Raw genomic sequence first — 14,814 nt, 5'->3', positions numbered from 1 at the left:
CGTGAGCTGGGAAAACCTTCCGGATGTCGTCCTTTCCAACGAGCGGGTGGAACTGCGCCGCGTCCGGGTCACCGACCGCGCCGAGTTCGAGCGCGTCGTCTACGACGAGGAGATCTGGCGCTACTTCGTGAGCCGGATCGAGACGCCCGCCGACCTCGACCTCTTCCTGGAGGGCGCGATCAAGGACACGCTCACCGGCGTGCGCAACGTCTTCGCGATCATCGACCGGGACAGCGGCAGGATCGTCGGCAGCAGCGCTTACGGGAATCTGGCCAAGGCCGACCGCCGGCTGGAGATCGGATGGTCGTGGGTGGCCACGGCCATGCGGGGCACCGGCGTCAACCGGGCGGCGAAGCTCGCCCTGCTGGACCACGCCTTCGACGTCCTGGAGTGCGAGCGCGTCGAATTCAAGACCGACGTGCTGAACACCGTGGCCCGCAAGGGCCTGGCCGGGCTGGGCGCGCACGAGGAGGGCGTCCTGCGCAGCTTCAACTACATGCCCGGCGGACGTCGACGCGATGTCGTCTACTACAGCATCCTGCGCGACGAGTGGCCGGCCCTCCGCAAGGAGCGGTTCGCCGCGCTCGCCCACGACACGGGGGCCTGAACGTGTCCCTCATCAACGATCCGGCGCGGGCCGGCCAGGCCGTTCCGGCGACCGTGGACACGTTCTTCGACGTCGGCGACCACCGGCTGGCGGCCACCACGGTCCACGCCGCGCATGACACCGCGCCCGACGTCATCCACCTGCACGGGCTGGGCCCCACCGCTACCCGGCACGCCATCCGCTACCTGCTGGACGACTTGGCGGCGCACGGCCACTCGTCCGTGACCTTCGAGTTCTCGGGCAACGGTGACAGCACCGGGGTGATGACGGAAGCCACCCTGCGTCGCCGCAAGGAGGAGTCCCTGGCGGCGGCCGAGCTGCTGGGCGACGAGCGGCGTCCCGTGCTCATCGGCACGAGCATGGGTTCGCATCTCGCGTCGTGGAGCGTGCCTCAGCTGAAGCCCCGCGCCCTGGTGCTCTTCTGCCCGGCCGCCTACCCGGCGGACGCGGCCGACCAGACCTTCGGCGAAGGCACCCGTCCCGGCAACCACGCCGACTCCCCGGCCTTCGCCGGCCTCGAGGAGTTCGACGGCGATCTGCTGATCATCGGCGCCGGCAAGGACCAGGTGGTGCCCGCGGACACGATCGACGGCTACCTCGAACACGCCACGAAGGCCCGCTCGCGCCGGGTGATCTGGCTCGACTGTGATCACTTCATCCACCGGTGGCTTCCGGACCAGGGGGCCGCGAAGACCGAAGTGCTGGAAGCCGTACGCGGCATCGTGACCGACAGCATCCGTTAGTCAGCAAGGGGAGGAACAAGCATGGAGTCCGAGCCCAACATTCTGCGACGGCACGACCTGGACAGCCTCGCGGCCGTCGAGCGGGCCTTCCATACCGGCCCGCTCTCGGAGGTGGTGAAGAGCGCACCGCAACTGGAGCGCCGCAAGGGGCTCACGCTCGAGGAGTTCGAGCGCGAGTACCGCCACCAGATGCGTCCGGTCGTGCTGGAGGGCTTCGTAGAGGACTGGCCCTCGGTGCAGAAGTGGTCCTTCGACCACCTCGCCGAACGCTGCGGGTCCGTCCGCGTGATCGTGGACAGCTACAACACCAAGGCGGCCCGCGAGGCGACCGTCGCCGAGTTCGTCACGATGCTGAAGGAGAACGAGGGCGACGGCGCGACGCCCATCTACCTTCAGGAGTGGTACTACCAGACCACCGCTCCCGAGCTGGCTGACGACATGCCCGAGATGGACATCGCGCAGTACGACTTCCGGCGCAACCTGTACGGGGACGCGCCGTCGACCAATCACCAGCTGTGGCTGGGCCAGAAGGGCGGTGTGACCCGACTCCACCAGGACTCGTACACCGTCGACGTGATGCACGCGCAGATCGTCGGTGAGAAGCTCTGGTACGTCATGGGGCCCAAGGCCGAGCTTCGCGCCGACACCGCGGAGGGCTGGAAGGCGCTGTGCGACTCGCCCGACACCGAGCTCATGCAGTTCACGCTGAAGCCCGGTGACGTGGTCTATCTGCCGGCGAACTGGTACCACCGCATCGAGCTGCTGAGCGACTCGATCGGACTGGGCCGCAAGTGCCTCGACGAGGCGAACCTGCGGACGCACATCCGCCAGCGCATGGGCGAGCTGCTGGCGTTGGCCCTCAACCCGGACGAGGTCAAGCGGACGCACCCCGAGCTCTTCGACGTGGTGCTGATGCGCAGCCGCGCCTGGGCGAACCGCATGAACATCGACCTGTCCCGGCTGCGTCCGTAACCGGAGGGACGCGACCCGGCCGGTGGCCGGGTGAGTCGGCCCCGCCCACGGCGGGGCCGGCTCTTCATCACGACGTGAGGGAATCGAGCGGAAGTGACACAGAAACACGTGCTGCTGGTCGGGGCACCCGGCATCGAGCTGGACAAGCTGGAGAAGCTCGGCGTGCGCTACTCCATCATGCAGATCCCGGAGCGCGTCACGGAAAGGCAGTTCACGAACGCCTCCCACTATGCCGTCCTCGACTACCGGAACCTCGACGAGGTACTGGCGGTGGCGCGCGCCTGGCACTCGGTCGACCCCTTCGACGCGGTGGTCTCCTTCACCGAGTACGGGCTGTACCCGGCCTCGCGGTGCGCCCGCGCCCTGGGCATCCCGGGGGACAACCTGACGGCGGTGGAGCTGACCAGGGACAAGACCAGGACCCGGGAGCTGCTGGACCGGCACGGGCTGAGCCCCGTCCGGCACCGCCTGTGCGCCACGCCCGACGACGCCCTGCGGTTCATGCGGGAGCTGGGCGGGTCGCCCGTCGTGCTCAAGCCCCGTGACGGCGGGCTCAGCGAGGGCGTGTTCCTGGCGGAGACGGAGGAGGAGGTCGCCGAGCGCTGGGAGTGGACCCGGCGGGCCACCGACGGACCCGTCATCCTCGTCGAGGAGTTCCTGACCGGTCCCGAGTTCAGCGTCGAGTCCATCTCCGCGGGCGGGCGGCACGAGATCGCCGCCATCACCGAGAAGGTGACCACGCGGCTGCCGCGTTTCGTGGAGACCGGGCACCAGATGCCCGCGCGGCTCGACGAGGCGACGCGCTCCGCGATCGAGCTGCTTGTGACGGAGTTCCTGACGCTCATCGAGCAGAAGGACGGCCCGGTCCACACCGAGCTGCGGCTCACGGCGGCCGGTCCCCGGCTCATCGAGGCGCAGACCCGGGCCGGCGGCGACCAGATCTGGGAGCTGTGCGAGATGGTGAGCGGCGTCGACCTGATAACGGAGACCGTCACCACGCTGCTCGGTCTTCCGCGTCCGGGGCGCACGCCGGTGGCGCCCGCGGCGGCGATCCGCTTCTTCTCGTACGAGGACATACGGATCGTGGGCGTGGAGGGTGTCGCGGAGGCCCAGAACGCCGCCGGTGTGATCAGAGTGCAGTGTGCACTCGAGGCTGGTCAGGAGCTCGGCGCCCTCACCTCCTCCGCCGCGCGCCAGGGCTATGTCCTGTGCACCGGGGAGGATGCGGTCCAGGCCGTCGCCAACGCCGAGAGGGCGCGTGACCTGGTCCGGGTCAAGTCCGAGCCGCTCCTGGACGCGCCGGTCTGAGAGCCGCGGCCCCCGGGCCCGGAAGGGCTTGGCAGGCCGGCCCCCGCGACGCCCCTTTCCCGACCGGCGTCCCCATCAGGAAGGAACCCAACCGATGTCGGACCTGCCCCACGTGTGGATGCGGCACGAGACCCGAGCGAGCGAGCGTCGCGCACCCCTCGTGCCGGAGCACGCCGCCCGTCTGGTGAGCCAGGGCGTGCAGATCACGGTGGAGGAGTCGCCCCAGCGGGTGTTCCCGCTCGCCGAGTACGTCCGTGCGGGGTGCCGGACGGCACCGGCCGGAAGCTGGGTCGACGCGCCCGGGGACCAGCACATCCTGGGTCTGAAGGAGCTACCCGACGCGCCCGGCGCCCTGAGGCACCGCCACATCTTCTTCGGCCACGCCTACAAGGGGCAGGCGCGGGCCGACGAGCTGCTCGCCCGGTTCGCGGCGGGCGGCGGCGCGCTGCTGGACCTGGAGTACCTCACCGACGACTCCGGAAGACGGCTGGCCGCGTTCGGCTACTGGGCCGGCTACGTGGGTGCGGCGCTCGCGGTGCTGCACCGGCGCGACGAACTGCCCGTTCCCCTGAGCACCCTGGATCGGGACGAGTTGGACGACCGCCTGCGGCGGGGCGCCGGGGCCGGTGGCGACGCGCTGGTGATCGGGGCCCTGGGCCGCAGCGGCCGGGGCGCGTGCGACGCGCTGGAGACCGCCGGCCTCAGCCCGGTCCGCTGGGACGTGGCCGAGACCCGGGACCTGGACCGCGAGGCGCTGCTCGGGCACGACGTCCTGGTGAACACGGTCCTGGTGAACCGGCCGGTGCCGCCGTTCCTGACCCCGGAGGATCTCGACGACCCGCGGCGCCGCATCCGCGTCGTCGTGGACGTGACCTGCGACGTGACCTCCGAGTGCAATGTGCTGCCGGTCTACACCAGCACCACCAGTTGGGAACGGCCCGTGCTGCGGCTGCGTGACGGCGAGCGTCCGGTGGACCTCATCGCCATCGACAACCTGCCCTCGTTGCTGCCGCTGGAGGCCAGTCACGCCTTCTCGGCAGAACTCCACCCTCACTTGCTGGATCTGAACGGCGACGCCTCCCCTTGGAAGCGCGCTCTGCGCCTTTTCGAGGACGCGGTCGATTCCGCCCACCTTCCCCCCGCCGAGGAGACCGCCCATGCCGAATGAGGCTCCGATCGCCGCCAGCGGCACCGTCCACTGGATCGGCACCGGTCTGTCGACCGGGCGGACCGGTCTCGCCCTGCTGTGCGATCACGCCGAGCGCGTAGTGCTGTGGGACCGCACCACCGAACGCGCCGAGCGCAGACTCGCGAGCCTGGGGCTGGCCGGCCGCGCCGAGGTGCGGGCGCTGTCCCCGGCCGCTCTGGCGGCCGAAGTGCACGCGGGCGACGTGGTCGTCTCGATGCTGCCCGCCGCCGAGCACCCGGGTCTGCTGCGGCTGGCCGCCGCGCGTGGGGCGCACTTCGCCTGCACCAGCTACGTGTCGGACGAGCTGAGCGTGCCGGCGGAAGAGATGGCCGCCGCCGGCCTGACCGTCCTGACCGAGGCCGGTCTCGATCCCGGTATCGATCACCTGATGGCACATCAGCTGGTGGAGCGGGCCCGGCGGGAGGCAGGCGACTCCGCGGCGGGCGTGGCCTTCACCTCGTACTGCGGCGGCGTCCCGGCCGTGCCGAACGACTTCCGCTACCGCTTCAGCTGGGCGCCGTACGGGGTGCTGGCCGCGCTCGGCTCGCCGGCCCGCTATGTCGACGGCGGCCTCGAACGCACTGCCCGGCATCCCTGGGAGGCGACCCGGCAACTAGTTCTGGCAGGCGAGGAGTTCGAGGTCTACCCCAACCGCGACAGCGTGCCGTTCGTCACCCAGTACGGCTTCCCCGAGCGCTGGCACCTGGACACCTTCGTCCGCGGCACGCTGCGCAACGCGGGCTGGCGCGCGGCTTGGTCGGACGTCTTCGCGACCGTGCGGACCCGGGACGAGGCCCGGATACGGGCGCTCGCCAAGGAGCTGGCGGACCGGTATCCGACGGGGGCGGCCGACCGGGACCGGGTGGTGCTCTCCGTCGCCCTGGAGCTCCGCGGGCCCGACGGCGGCACCCGGTGGCGCGGCGGGCAGCTGCTGGACGTGACCGGCGACGAGCAGGAGAGCGCGATGGCGAAGTGCGTGTCCCTGCCGCTGGCCTTCGGGCTGACCCGCCTGCTGGACGGTGCGCTGTCGGCAGGTCTGCACCGCGCGGCGGAGTCGGCGGACGAGGCCGCCCGGTGGCTGCGCTTTCTTGACGGCCACGGGCTGCACATCCGCGGCTTCGGATCCGAGGACGCGCAAACCTCGCCCGAGGATCTCTTCCCGGCATACCGGCCCGCGAAAGCGTGAGGCAAGGACACCCCTCTTCCCGTCACCGATGCCGAGCGGGCCGGCCGGGGTGGCTCCCAGAACGACCCCAGGAACCGCTCAGGGGCCCGACCCGCCAAGCGGATCAGGCCCCTGAGCCGGTACGTCACCCTCGGGGTGGCGGGATGTGAACCCACGGCCCCTTCGTCCCGGACGAAGGGGTCCCTCCGCTCAGTCCACCCGCCCCAGCACCACCGGCGAAGCCGTGAACGCCGTCCCGGCAGGGACGATGTCGAACGAGCCCTCCGTCGCCTCCAGGGCGTAGGAGAAGCGCTCCGGGGTGTCCGTGTGGAGGGTCAGCAGGGGCTGGCCCGCGACGACCGTGTCGCCCGGCTTGGCGTGGAGTTCCACGCCCGCGCCGGCCTGCACCGGGTCCTCCTTGCGGGCGCGGCCCGCGCCCAGGCGCCAGGCGGCGATGCCGATGTCGTAGGCGTCGAGGCGGGTGAGGACGCCGGAGGCGGGGGCCGTGACCACATGCTGCTCACGGGCCACGGGGAGGGTCGCGTCCGGGTCGCCGCCCTGGGCCGCGATCATGCGGCGCCAGACGTCCATCGCGGAGCCGTCGGCCAGGGCCTTGGCCGGGTCGGCGTCCTTGAGGCCGGCCGCGTCGAGCATCTCGCGGGCCAGGGCGAGGGTCAGCTCGACCACGTCCGCCGGGCCGCCGCCCGCCAGGACCTCCACGGACTCGCGGACCTCCAGCGCGTTGCCCGCCGTCAGGCCGAGGGGGGTGGACATGTCGGTGAGGAGGGCGACCGTCTTCACCCCGTGGTCGGTGCCGAGGCCCACCATGGTGGAGGCCAGCTCACGGGCGTCCTCGATGTTCTTCATGAAGGCGCCGGAGCCGACCTTCACGTCCAGGACCAGGGAGCCCGTGCCCTCCGCGATCTTCTTCGACATGATGGACGACGCGATCAGCGGGATCGCCTCCACCGTGCCGGTCACGTCGCGCAGGGCGTACAGCTTCTTGTCGGCCGGAGCCAGGCCGTCGCCCGCCGCGCAGATCACCGCGCCGACGCCGTCCAGCACCGCCAGCATCTCCTCGTTGGAGAGCAGCGCCCGCCAGCCGGGGATGGACTCCAGCTTGTCCAGGGTGCCGCCGGTGTGGCCGAGGCCGCGCCCGGAGAGCTGCGGGACGGCCGCGCCGCAGGCGGCGACCAGCGGGGCCAGCGGAAGCGTGATCTTGTCGCCGACGCCGCCCGTGGAGTGCTTGTCGGCGGTCGGGCGGGACAGCGAGGAGAAGTCCATGCGCTCGCCGGAGGCGATCATCGCCGCGGTCCAGCGGGCGATCTCCCGGCGGTCCATCCCGTTGAGCAGGATCGCCATGTTGAGGGCGGCCATCTGGTAGTCGGCGACCTCGCCGCGGGTGTACGCGTCGATGACCCAGTCGATCTGCTCGTCGGTCAGTGCGGCGCGGTCCCGCTTGCTGCGGATGACGGAGATGGCGTCCATGGCCAGGGAGTTCCTTCCGGGAGGTGCAGGTGTGCGGCCCCCCTGCTCGCACTGCGGGCAGGGGGGCCGCACGGACTTACTTGGTGAGATGGTCCGGGCCGAAGGCCTGCGGAAGCATCTCGGAGAGCGGGAGGACGCCCTCGGGGGTGTCCAGCAGCAGCGAGGGCCCGCCGAACTCGTACAGGAGCTGGCGGCAGCGGCCGCACGGCACGAGGAGGGCGCCGGTGCCGTCCACACAGGTGAAGTGTGTCAGGCGCCCGCCGCCGGTGCGCTGGAGGTGCGAGACCAGCCCGCACTCGGCGCACAGCCCGAGCCCGTAGGAGGCGTTCTCCACGTTGCAGCCGGTGACCGTGCGGCCGTCGTCGACCCGGGCGGCCACGCCGACCGGGTAGCCCGAGTAGGGGGCGTAGGCGTGGGCCATGGCCTCGCGGGCCTCGGCGCGCAGCTTCTCCCAGTCGAACGAGTCGGACGAGCCCGACGAGCCGGACGGGCCGGTCGCGGTGGTCACTTGCCCTGCCCCTTCCGGTACCGCATGCCGTCCGCCTTCGGCATCCGCAGCCGCTGCGCGGAGAGCGACAGCACCAGCAGCGTGACGACGTACGGGGTGGCGCCGACGAAGTCGCTGGGGACCTCGTCGGTGAACAGGTACCAGGCCAGGACCAGTACGGCCATGACCGCGCTGATCACACCTTGCCAGAGCGCCTTGCGGTACAGCTTCCAGCCCGCGAGGGCGGCGAGCAGCACGACCAGCAGGAGCAGCAGGGCGTGCACGGTGACACCGCCGTTGCGGAGCTGGAGGGCGTCGGAGTAGCCGAACAGGGCGGCGCCCATGGCCAGGCCACCGGGCCGCCAGTTGCCGAAGATCATCGCCGCGAGGCCGATGTAACCGCGGCCGCCGGTCTGGCCCTCCAGGTACGTGTGCGAGGTGACCAGCGCGAGGAAGGCACCGCCGAGGCCGGCGAGACCGCCGGAGATGGCGACGGCCGCGTACTTGTACTGGTACACGTTCACGCCGAGCGACTCCGCCGCGACCGGGTTCTCGCCGCAGGAGCGCAGGCGCAGGCCGAACGAGGTCCGCCACAGCACCCACCAGCTGCCCACGAAGAGCAGCACGGCGAGGATCGTCACCACGGACACGTCGGTGACGATACCGCCGAGGATGCCCGCGATGTCGGAGATGAGGAACCAGTGGTGTTGCTCGACCGAGTGCAGCGCGCCGGAGAGGCCGGGCACGGTGATGTCGGTGAGGGAGTCGACCGGCGGGGACTGCTTGGGGTTGCCGCCCGCCTCGGCGGCCTGGCCGCCGGCGAAGAAGAGCTTGGCGAGGTACTGCGTGGCGCCCAGCGCGAGCAGGTTGATCGCCACACCGGAGACGATGTGGTCGACCCCGAAGGTCACCGTGGCGACCGCGTGCACCAGTCCGCCGAGGACACCGAAGCCGATGCCGCACAGCAGGCCGAGCCAGGGGCTGGACTGCCAGCCGATCCAGCCCGCGCCGAAGGTGCCGAGGATCATCATGCCCTCGAGGCCGATGTTGACCACGCCGGCCCGCTCGGACCACAGGCCGGCCAGACCGGCGAGGCCGATCGGCACGGCGAGCCCGAGGGCGGCGTTGACCTGGCCCTCGGAGGTGAGCTGGTTGGCCCCGGTGACCATGCGCACGGCGGCGATGAGCAGCAGGGCGCCGGCGACGATCAGGAAGATCCGGGTGGTGGAGCGGCCCGAGCGCTTGTCCGCGCTGCCCGGGGCCTTGGGCGCCGCGGGCGGCGGCGCGTCCGTCATCGTGGCGGTCATCACGCCACCTCCTGCATCTCGGTCGGCTTGGCGGCCTGGGCGGCGAGTTCGGCACCGACCCGCTGCTGCTGGCGCTTGAGGCCGTAGCGGCGGACGACCTCGTAGGCGATCACGACGCACAGGACGATGACGCCCTGGATCACGCCGAGGATCTCCTTGTCGTAGCCCTGGAACTCCAGGTGGTTGGTGGTGCGCTCCAGGAAGCCCCACAGCAGGGCGCCGAGCGCGATGCCCACCGGGTTGTTACGGCCCAGCAGCGCGATGGCGATGCCGGTGAAGCCGATGCCCGCCGGGAAGCTGTTGTCGAACTGGTGGCCGTCGTTCAGCAGCGTCGGCATGCCGATCAGTCCGGCCACCGCGCCGGAGATGATCATGCTGGTGGCGATCATCTTCTTGACGCTGACGCCGCTCGCGGCGGCGGCCGACTCGGACTGGCCGACGGTGCGCAGGTCGTAGCCGAAGCGGGTGCGGCCGAGGACGAACCAGTAGGCGACGCCGACCAGGACGGCGAGCACGATGAGGCTGTCCAGCATGCCCGCCGGGCCCGCGTTGAAGTTCGGCAGGAAGGACGAGGAGGGCAGCGGCTTGGTGGAGACCAGGGTGCCCGCCGCGTCGAGGTGGCCGAGCTTGCCCGGCTGGAGGAGGTAGCCGATGATCGCGGTCGCGATCGAGTTCAGCATGATCGTCGCGATGACCTCGCTGACCCCCCGGGTCACCTTGAGGATGCCGGCGATGGCCGCCCACAGGGCACCGGTCGCCATGGCCGCCAGGATGATCAGCGGGACGGCCAGCCAGCCGGGCACGGTCAGCGCGCCGCCGAGGACGGCGGCGACGAACGCGGCGAGGCGGTACTGGCCGTCGACACCGATGTTGAACAGGTTCATGCGGAAGCCGATGGCCACCGCGACACCCGCGAGGTAGTACGTCGTCGCCTTGTTCAGGATGTAGACCTGGCTGTCGCTGGCGAAGCCGTAGGTCACCATGTCGCTGAACGCGGCGCCCGGGTTCTTGCCGGTCGCGAGGATCACCAAGGCGGTGACCACGAGCGCGGCGACGACCGCGAGCAGCGGCGCGGCTATGCCGAGGAACAGCCGCTCCTTGTCGATCCGTGAGGTCAGCTTGTTCATCGGTCGGCGTCCTCTGTGTGCTCCAGGTGGCCGGAGGCGGCACCGGTCATGGCGGAGCCCAGCTCCTCGGGGGTGATCGTCGCGGGGTCGGCGTCGGCGACCAGGCGGCCGCGGAACATCACCCGCAGGGTGTCGGAGAGGCCGATCAGCTCGTCCAGGTCGGCGGAGATCAGCAGCACCGCCAGACCCGCGCGGCGGGCCTCGCGGATGTAGTCCCAGATGGCCGCCTGCGCGCCGACGTCCACACCACGGGTGGGGTGGGCGGCGATGAGCAGCTTGGGGTCGTGGCTCATCTCGCGCCCGACGATCAGCTTCTGCTGGTTGCCGCCGGAGAGCGAGGCCGCGGTCACGTCGATGCCGGGCGTACGCACGTCGTAGTCGGCGACGATCCGCTCGGTGTCCGCGCGGGCGGCCTTGATGTCGATCAGGCCACGGCGGGAGTTGGGGCGCTCGGTGACATGGCCGAGGATGCGGTTCTCCCACAGCGGCGCTTCCAGGAGCAGGCCGTGGCGGTGGCGGTCCTCGGGGACGTAGCCGATGCCGGACTCGCGGCGGCGGCGAGTGGGCACGGCGGAGATGTCCTCGCCGTCGAGCACCACGACGCCCGCGTCCAGAGCGCGCATGCCCATGATCGCCTCGACCAGCTCGGACTGGCCGTTGCCCTCCACGCCCGCGATGCCGAGGACCTCGCCCTTGTGGATGGTGAGGGAGACCTCGCCGAGGATGATCCGCTCCACGCCGTCCAGGTCCTTCTGGGCGAGGTGCAGCCCGGAGACCTCCAGCATGGGAACGTCCGTGACCGTGGACTCCTCGGTCTCGGGCGTGGGCAGTTCGCTGCCGACCATCAGCTCGGCGAGCTGCTTGGGCGTCGTGCTGCTCGGCTCGGCCGTGCCGACGGTCGTGCCGCGCCGGATGACGGTGATCTCGTCGGCGACCGACAGCACCTCGCCCAGCTTGTGCGAGATGAAGATGACGGTGAGGCCCTCGGCCTTCAGCTCGCGCAGGTTGTCGAAGAGGGCGTCGACCTCCTGGGGCACGAGGACCGCGGTGGGCTCGTCGAGGATCAGGGTCTTGGCGCCCCGGTAGAGGACCTTGAGGATCTCCACGCGCTGGCGGTCGGCGACGCCCAGCGCCTCGACAAGGACGTCGGGGCGGACGTTCAGGCCGTACGCGTCGGAGATCTCCTTGATCTTGGCGCGCGCCTTGCCCGCGATGCCGTAGAGCTTCTCGGCGCCGAGGACGACGTTCTCCAGGACGGTGAGGTTGTCGGCGAGCATGAAGTGCTGGTGCACCATGCCGATGCCGCGCGCGATGGCGTCACCGGGGTTGTGCAGGACGACCTGCTCGCCGGCCACCGTGATGGTGCCCTCGTCCGGCTGCTGCATGCCGTAGAGGATCTTCATCAGGGTGGACTTGCCGGCGCCGTTCTCGCCGCACAGGGCATGAACCGTGCCGGTGCGGACCGTGATGTCGATGTCGCGGTTGGCGACGACGCCGGGGAAACGCTTGGTGATGCCGCGCAGTTCGACGGCAGCGGGAGGGCTGGACGCGTTGATGGCGCACTCTCCTCGGGGAAAGGGGCTGCGTGGGGGAGGGAGGGCAGGCGTCGGCGACGCTAGCGCGGCAACTCGGTACTACACGCGTAGAGTTGACACATTGTTATGGCCCGGCGGGAGGCGCTCCGAAAGGCGCCCCCACGCCGAGCCACGGTCCTGGGTGGACCGGTCAGATCACGGGGTGGTCTTGACCTTGACGGAGCCGTCGACGATCTTCTTCTTCGCGGCGTCCAGCTTGGGCTGGATGTCGTTGATGAAGCCGCCGCTCGTGGCCAGCGAAACGCCGTTCTTGGCCAGCGAGTAGACGTTGTTGCCGGTCAGCGGCTTGCCGTCGTGGACGGACTTGATGAAGTCGTAGACGCCGACGTCGACGTTCTTGACGACCGAGGTCAGGATCGAGCTCTTGTACTTGGCCAGACCCGGGATGTTGTACTGGTCCGAGTCGACGCCGATCGCCCAGGCGCCCTTCTTGCCGTTGACGGCCTCGATGGCGCCGTTGCCGGAGGAGCCGGCCGCCGAGTAGACGACGTCGGCGCCGTTGTCCAGCATGCCCTGCGCGGCCTCCTTGCCCTTGTCGGGGCTGGCGAAGCCGGAGGTGTCCGTGCCGTGGCTCAGGTACTGGACGTCGACCTTGATCTTCGGGTTCGTGTCCTTGACGCCCTGGGCGTAGCCCGCCTCGAACTTCTTGATCAGCGGGACGTCGACACCGCCGATGAAGCCGACGTGCTTGGTCTTGGTCTTCAGCGCGGCGGCGACACCGGCCAGGTAGGAGCCCTGCTCCTCGGTGAAGGTGATGCTGTCGGCGTTCTTGGCCTTCACGACCGAGTCGACGATGCCGAAGCTGGTCTTCGGGTACTTGACGGCGACCTTGTCCATCGACACGGCGTAGGCGTAACCCACGGCGATGATCGGGTTGTAGCCCGCGTCCGCCAGGTCCGACAGGCGCTGCTCGCGGTCGGCCTCGGTGTCGGTGGTCTTCGCGGTCAGCTCCTTGAGGGAACCGCTGAACTCACCCTTCGCCTTGTCGGCACCGCGCGCGGCGGAGTCGTTGAAGGAGTGGTCACCACGGCCGCCGACGTCGAAGGCGAGACCGATCTTGACACCCTTGCCGTCACCGGAGGGGGAGGACGACTTGTCGTTCTCGGAGGAGGTGCTGCCACAGGCCGTGGCAGTAAGGGCGAGAGCTGCGGTGGCTATACACGCAGCGGAAAGCTTGGCTACCCGGCGCACGGGAAGGCTCCTTCACCTGACCTGAGCGCCACCATGGCGCTTGGTGGGAGCGTCTGACGACGCCCCGGCCGAGACGCCCCGTCGGCGTCGGCTTCGCGGCATCGTAACGCGCGTAGATGTCAGAAAAACACCTCTCGGGCAGCTGTTATCGAACCGAGGCAAACGGCACTTGAACTCGATCTGCCGAGCCCTGGGCCGCCATGTTTCGGGGCGGATACGAATGGCCTGCGGATGTGTTGCGCGAACGGCCCCCGCGTGCCACGCGGGGGCCGTTCCGGGTCCTGCCGGGTGCCGGTCACACCTCGGGCGACTCCATCAGCGCGGCCGCGGTGAACAGCTCCACGCCGACCGTGATCGCGTTCTCGTCGGCGTCGAAGTCGCCCTGGTGCAGATCGCGTACGGTCCGCTCACCGGGGCGGCGGACGCCGAGGCGGGCCATCGCGCCGGGGACGTGCTCCAGGTACCAGGAGAAGTCCTCGCCGCCGAGGCTCTGCTCGGTGGACTCCACCGAGTCCAGCCCGCGGCGGGCGACCATCGCGCGGCGCAGCAGCTCGGCGGTCTCGCGGTCGTTGACGACCGGGGGCACCCCGCGCACGTAGGTGATCTCCGACTTGGCGCCGTGCAGGGTGGCGACCTCGTCGATGGCCGCGTGCACGATGTCGGGCGCGTCCCGCCAGGCGTCCAGGTCCAGGCAGCGGACGGTGCCGGAGAGCTCGGCGTGCTGCGGGATGACGTTGGCCGCGTGGCCCGACTCGATACGGCCCCAGGTCAGGGCGAGTCCGCTGCGGGTGTCGACCCGGCGGGCGATCAGCGCGGGCACGTCGGTGGCGACGCGGGCGGCGGCGGTGACCAGGTCAGTGGTCAGGTGCGGCCGGGCGGTGTGGCCGCCGGGGCCGTCCAGGGCCACGTCGAGCCGGTCGCAGGCGCTGGTGATGGGGCCGTGCCGCAGGCCGATCCGGCCGCACTCCACCTTGGGGTCGCAGTGCAGGGCGAGGATGCGGCCGACACCTTCGAGCGCGCCGTCGGCGATGGCGGTCAGGGCGCCGCCGGGGAGCTGCTCCTCGGCGGGCTGGAAGATCAGCCGTACCGGCCGGGACAGCAGGCCCTGCGCGTGCAGCGCGGCGAGCACCAGGCCGGCGCCGAGCACGACGGTGGTGTGCACGTCATGGCCGCAGGCGTGGGCGCGGTCGGGCACCGTGGACCGGTACGCGCAGTCCTTGGTGTCCGGGATGGGCAGCGCGTCGATGTCGGCCCGCAGGGCCAGCAGCGGTACGCCGGAGCGCTCGCCCTCGGTGTGCCCGATGTCGCAGATGAGCCCGGTTCCGGTGACCAGGACGCGGGGCTTCAGCCCGGCCCGCTCCAGCCGCTCCTTGATGGCGGCGGTGGTGCGGAACTCCTGGTTGCCCAGCTCGGGGTGCATGTGCAGGTCGCGGCGGAAGGCTACGAGCTCGGCGTGCAGTGACTCGCTGAGCGCGCCGGGGAGCACAGCACCGGGAAGATCGGCCACGGTCTCTCGGGTCATCAATCGGTTCACCCTCTGAAGGGTAGGACGCCCGGACGGTCAACTGACCCTCGATCAACAAAAGTTCAGCCCGTTGGGGGGAAGAAAACTTGACCGGCGGACGCATGGCGGTG

Annotated in this window: 13 protein-coding genes; 6 read left to right on the top strand and 7 right to left on the bottom strand. The window is 70.7% G+C overall.

Features of this window, described 5'->3' with window-relative positions:
- Position 1 precedes the first annotated feature (1 nt).
- The 6 genes from EV284_RS07880 to EV284_RS07855 all read left to right on the top strand — a co-directional run bounded on the left by EV284_RS07880 (position 2) and on the right by EV284_RS07855 (position 6,005).
- Positions 2–607: a GNAT family protein gene (locus EV284_RS07880; protein ID WP_130331721.1), complete on the top strand. Its 606-nt coding sequence runs from the start codon at positions 2–4 to the stop codon at positions 605–607.
- 2 nt (positions 608–609) lie between these two features.
- Positions 610–1,350, top strand: a complete 741-nt coding sequence (locus tag EV284_RS07875) for an alpha/beta hydrolase (protein WP_130331719.1) — start codon at positions 610–612, stop codon at positions 1,348–1,350.
- 21 nt (positions 1,351–1,371) lie between these two features.
- Positions 1,372–2,322 (top strand): cupin-like domain-containing protein, encoded by a 951-nt coding sequence (locus EV284_RS07870; protein ID WP_130331717.1) that lies wholly within the window; start codon positions 1,372–1,374, stop codon positions 2,320–2,322.
- A gap of 93 nt (positions 2,323–2,415) precedes the next feature.
- A complete protein-coding gene (locus EV284_RS07865) occupies positions 2,416–3,630 on the top strand; it encodes an ATP-grasp domain-containing protein (protein ID WP_130331715.1) in 1,215 nt (404 codons plus the stop codon).
- Between the two features lie 94 nt (positions 3,631–3,724).
- Positions 3,725–4,798, top strand: coding sequence for a saccharopine dehydrogenase (locus EV284_RS07860; RefSeq protein WP_130331713.1), 1,074 nt, complete (start codon positions 3,725–3,727; stop codon positions 4,796–4,798).
- Positions 4,788–6,005 (top strand): saccharopine dehydrogenase C-terminal domain-containing protein, encoded by a 1,218-nt coding sequence (locus tag EV284_RS07855; RefSeq protein WP_130331711.1) that lies wholly within the window; start codon positions 4,788–4,790, stop codon positions 6,003–6,005. Before EV284_RS07860 ends, EV284_RS07855 begins: the two co-directional genes overlap by 11 nt.
- Before the next feature lie 189 nt (positions 6,006–6,194).
- Here the strand turns inward: EV284_RS07855 and EV284_RS07850 are convergent, their stop codons facing one another.
- The 7 genes from EV284_RS07850 to EV284_RS07820 form a co-directional block, all read right to left on the bottom strand.
- A complete protein-coding gene (locus tag EV284_RS07850) occupies positions 6,195–7,478 on the bottom strand; it encodes a thymidine phosphorylase (protein WP_130332940.1) in 1,284 nt (427 codons plus the stop codon).
- 70 nt (positions 7,479–7,548) lie between these two features.
- Positions 7,549–7,980 carry a cytidine deaminase gene (locus tag EV284_RS07845; protein WP_130331709.1) on the bottom strand — a complete coding sequence of 144 codons (432 nt, stop codon included), beginning with the start codon at positions 7,978–7,980 and terminating at the stop codon, positions 7,549–7,551.
- A complete protein-coding gene (locus EV284_RS07840) occupies positions 7,977–9,266 on the bottom strand; it encodes an ABC transporter permease (RefSeq protein WP_130331707.1) in 1,290 nt (429 codons plus the stop codon). Before EV284_RS07840 ends, EV284_RS07845 begins: the two co-directional genes overlap by 4 nt.
- Entirely contained in the window at positions 9,266–10,393 is a 1,128-nt protein-coding gene (locus tag EV284_RS07835) for an ABC transporter permease (RefSeq protein ID WP_130331705.1), read from the bottom strand. Before EV284_RS07835 ends, EV284_RS07840 begins: the two co-directional genes overlap by 1 nt.
- Positions 10,390–11,949 carry an ABC transporter ATP-binding protein gene (locus EV284_RS07830; RefSeq protein WP_130331703.1) on the bottom strand — a complete coding sequence of 520 codons (1,560 nt, stop codon included), beginning with the start codon at positions 11,947–11,949 and terminating at the stop codon, positions 10,390–10,392. The genes EV284_RS07835 and EV284_RS07830 overlap by 4 nt, the downstream gene beginning before the upstream one ends.
- 174 nt (positions 11,950–12,123) lie before the next feature.
- Positions 12,124–13,179, bottom strand: a complete 1,056-nt coding sequence (locus tag EV284_RS07825) for a BMP family ABC transporter substrate-binding protein (RefSeq protein ID WP_130331701.1) — start codon at positions 13,177–13,179, stop codon at positions 12,124–12,126.
- A 295-nt stretch (positions 13,180–13,474) separates the two neighbouring features.
- Positions 13,475–14,701 (bottom strand): M20 family metallopeptidase, encoded by a 1,227-nt coding sequence (locus EV284_RS07820; protein WP_130331699.1) that lies wholly within the window; start codon positions 14,699–14,701, stop codon positions 13,475–13,477.
- Positions 14,702–14,814 lie beyond the last annotated feature (113 nt).

This window comes from Streptomyces sp. BK022 (genome assembly GCF_004217355.1).
Classification (GTDB): domain Bacteria; phylum Actinomycetota; class Actinomycetes; order Streptomycetales; family Streptomycetaceae; genus Streptomyces; species Streptomyces griseoluteus.
Note: the sequence above shows the minus strand (reverse complement) of the source record. Positions and strands in the feature narration are given on the sequence as shown.

Coding starts and splice junctions, on each gene's coding strand:
- EV284_RS07870 (WP_130331717.1), top strand. CDS start 1,372: ATGGAGTCCGAGCCCAACATTCTGCGACGGCACGACCTGGACAGCCTC.
- EV284_RS07835 (WP_130331705.1), bottom strand. CDS start 10,393: ATGAACAAGCTGACCTCACGGATCGACAAGGAGCGGCTGTTCCTCGGC.
- EV284_RS07840 (WP_130331707.1), bottom strand. CDS start 9,266: ATGACCGCCACGATGACGGACGCGCCGCCGCCCGCGGCGCCCAAGGCC.
- EV284_RS07820 (WP_130331699.1), bottom strand. CDS start 14,701: ATGACCCGAGAGACCGTGGCCGATCTTCCCGGTGCTGTGCTCCCCGGC.
- EV284_RS07860 (WP_130331713.1), top strand. CDS start 3,725: ATGTCGGACCTGCCCCACGTGTGGATGCGGCACGAGACCCGAGCGAGC.
- EV284_RS07855 (WP_130331711.1), top strand. CDS start 4,788: ATGCCGAATGAGGCTCCGATCGCCGCCAGCGGCACCGTCCACTGGATC.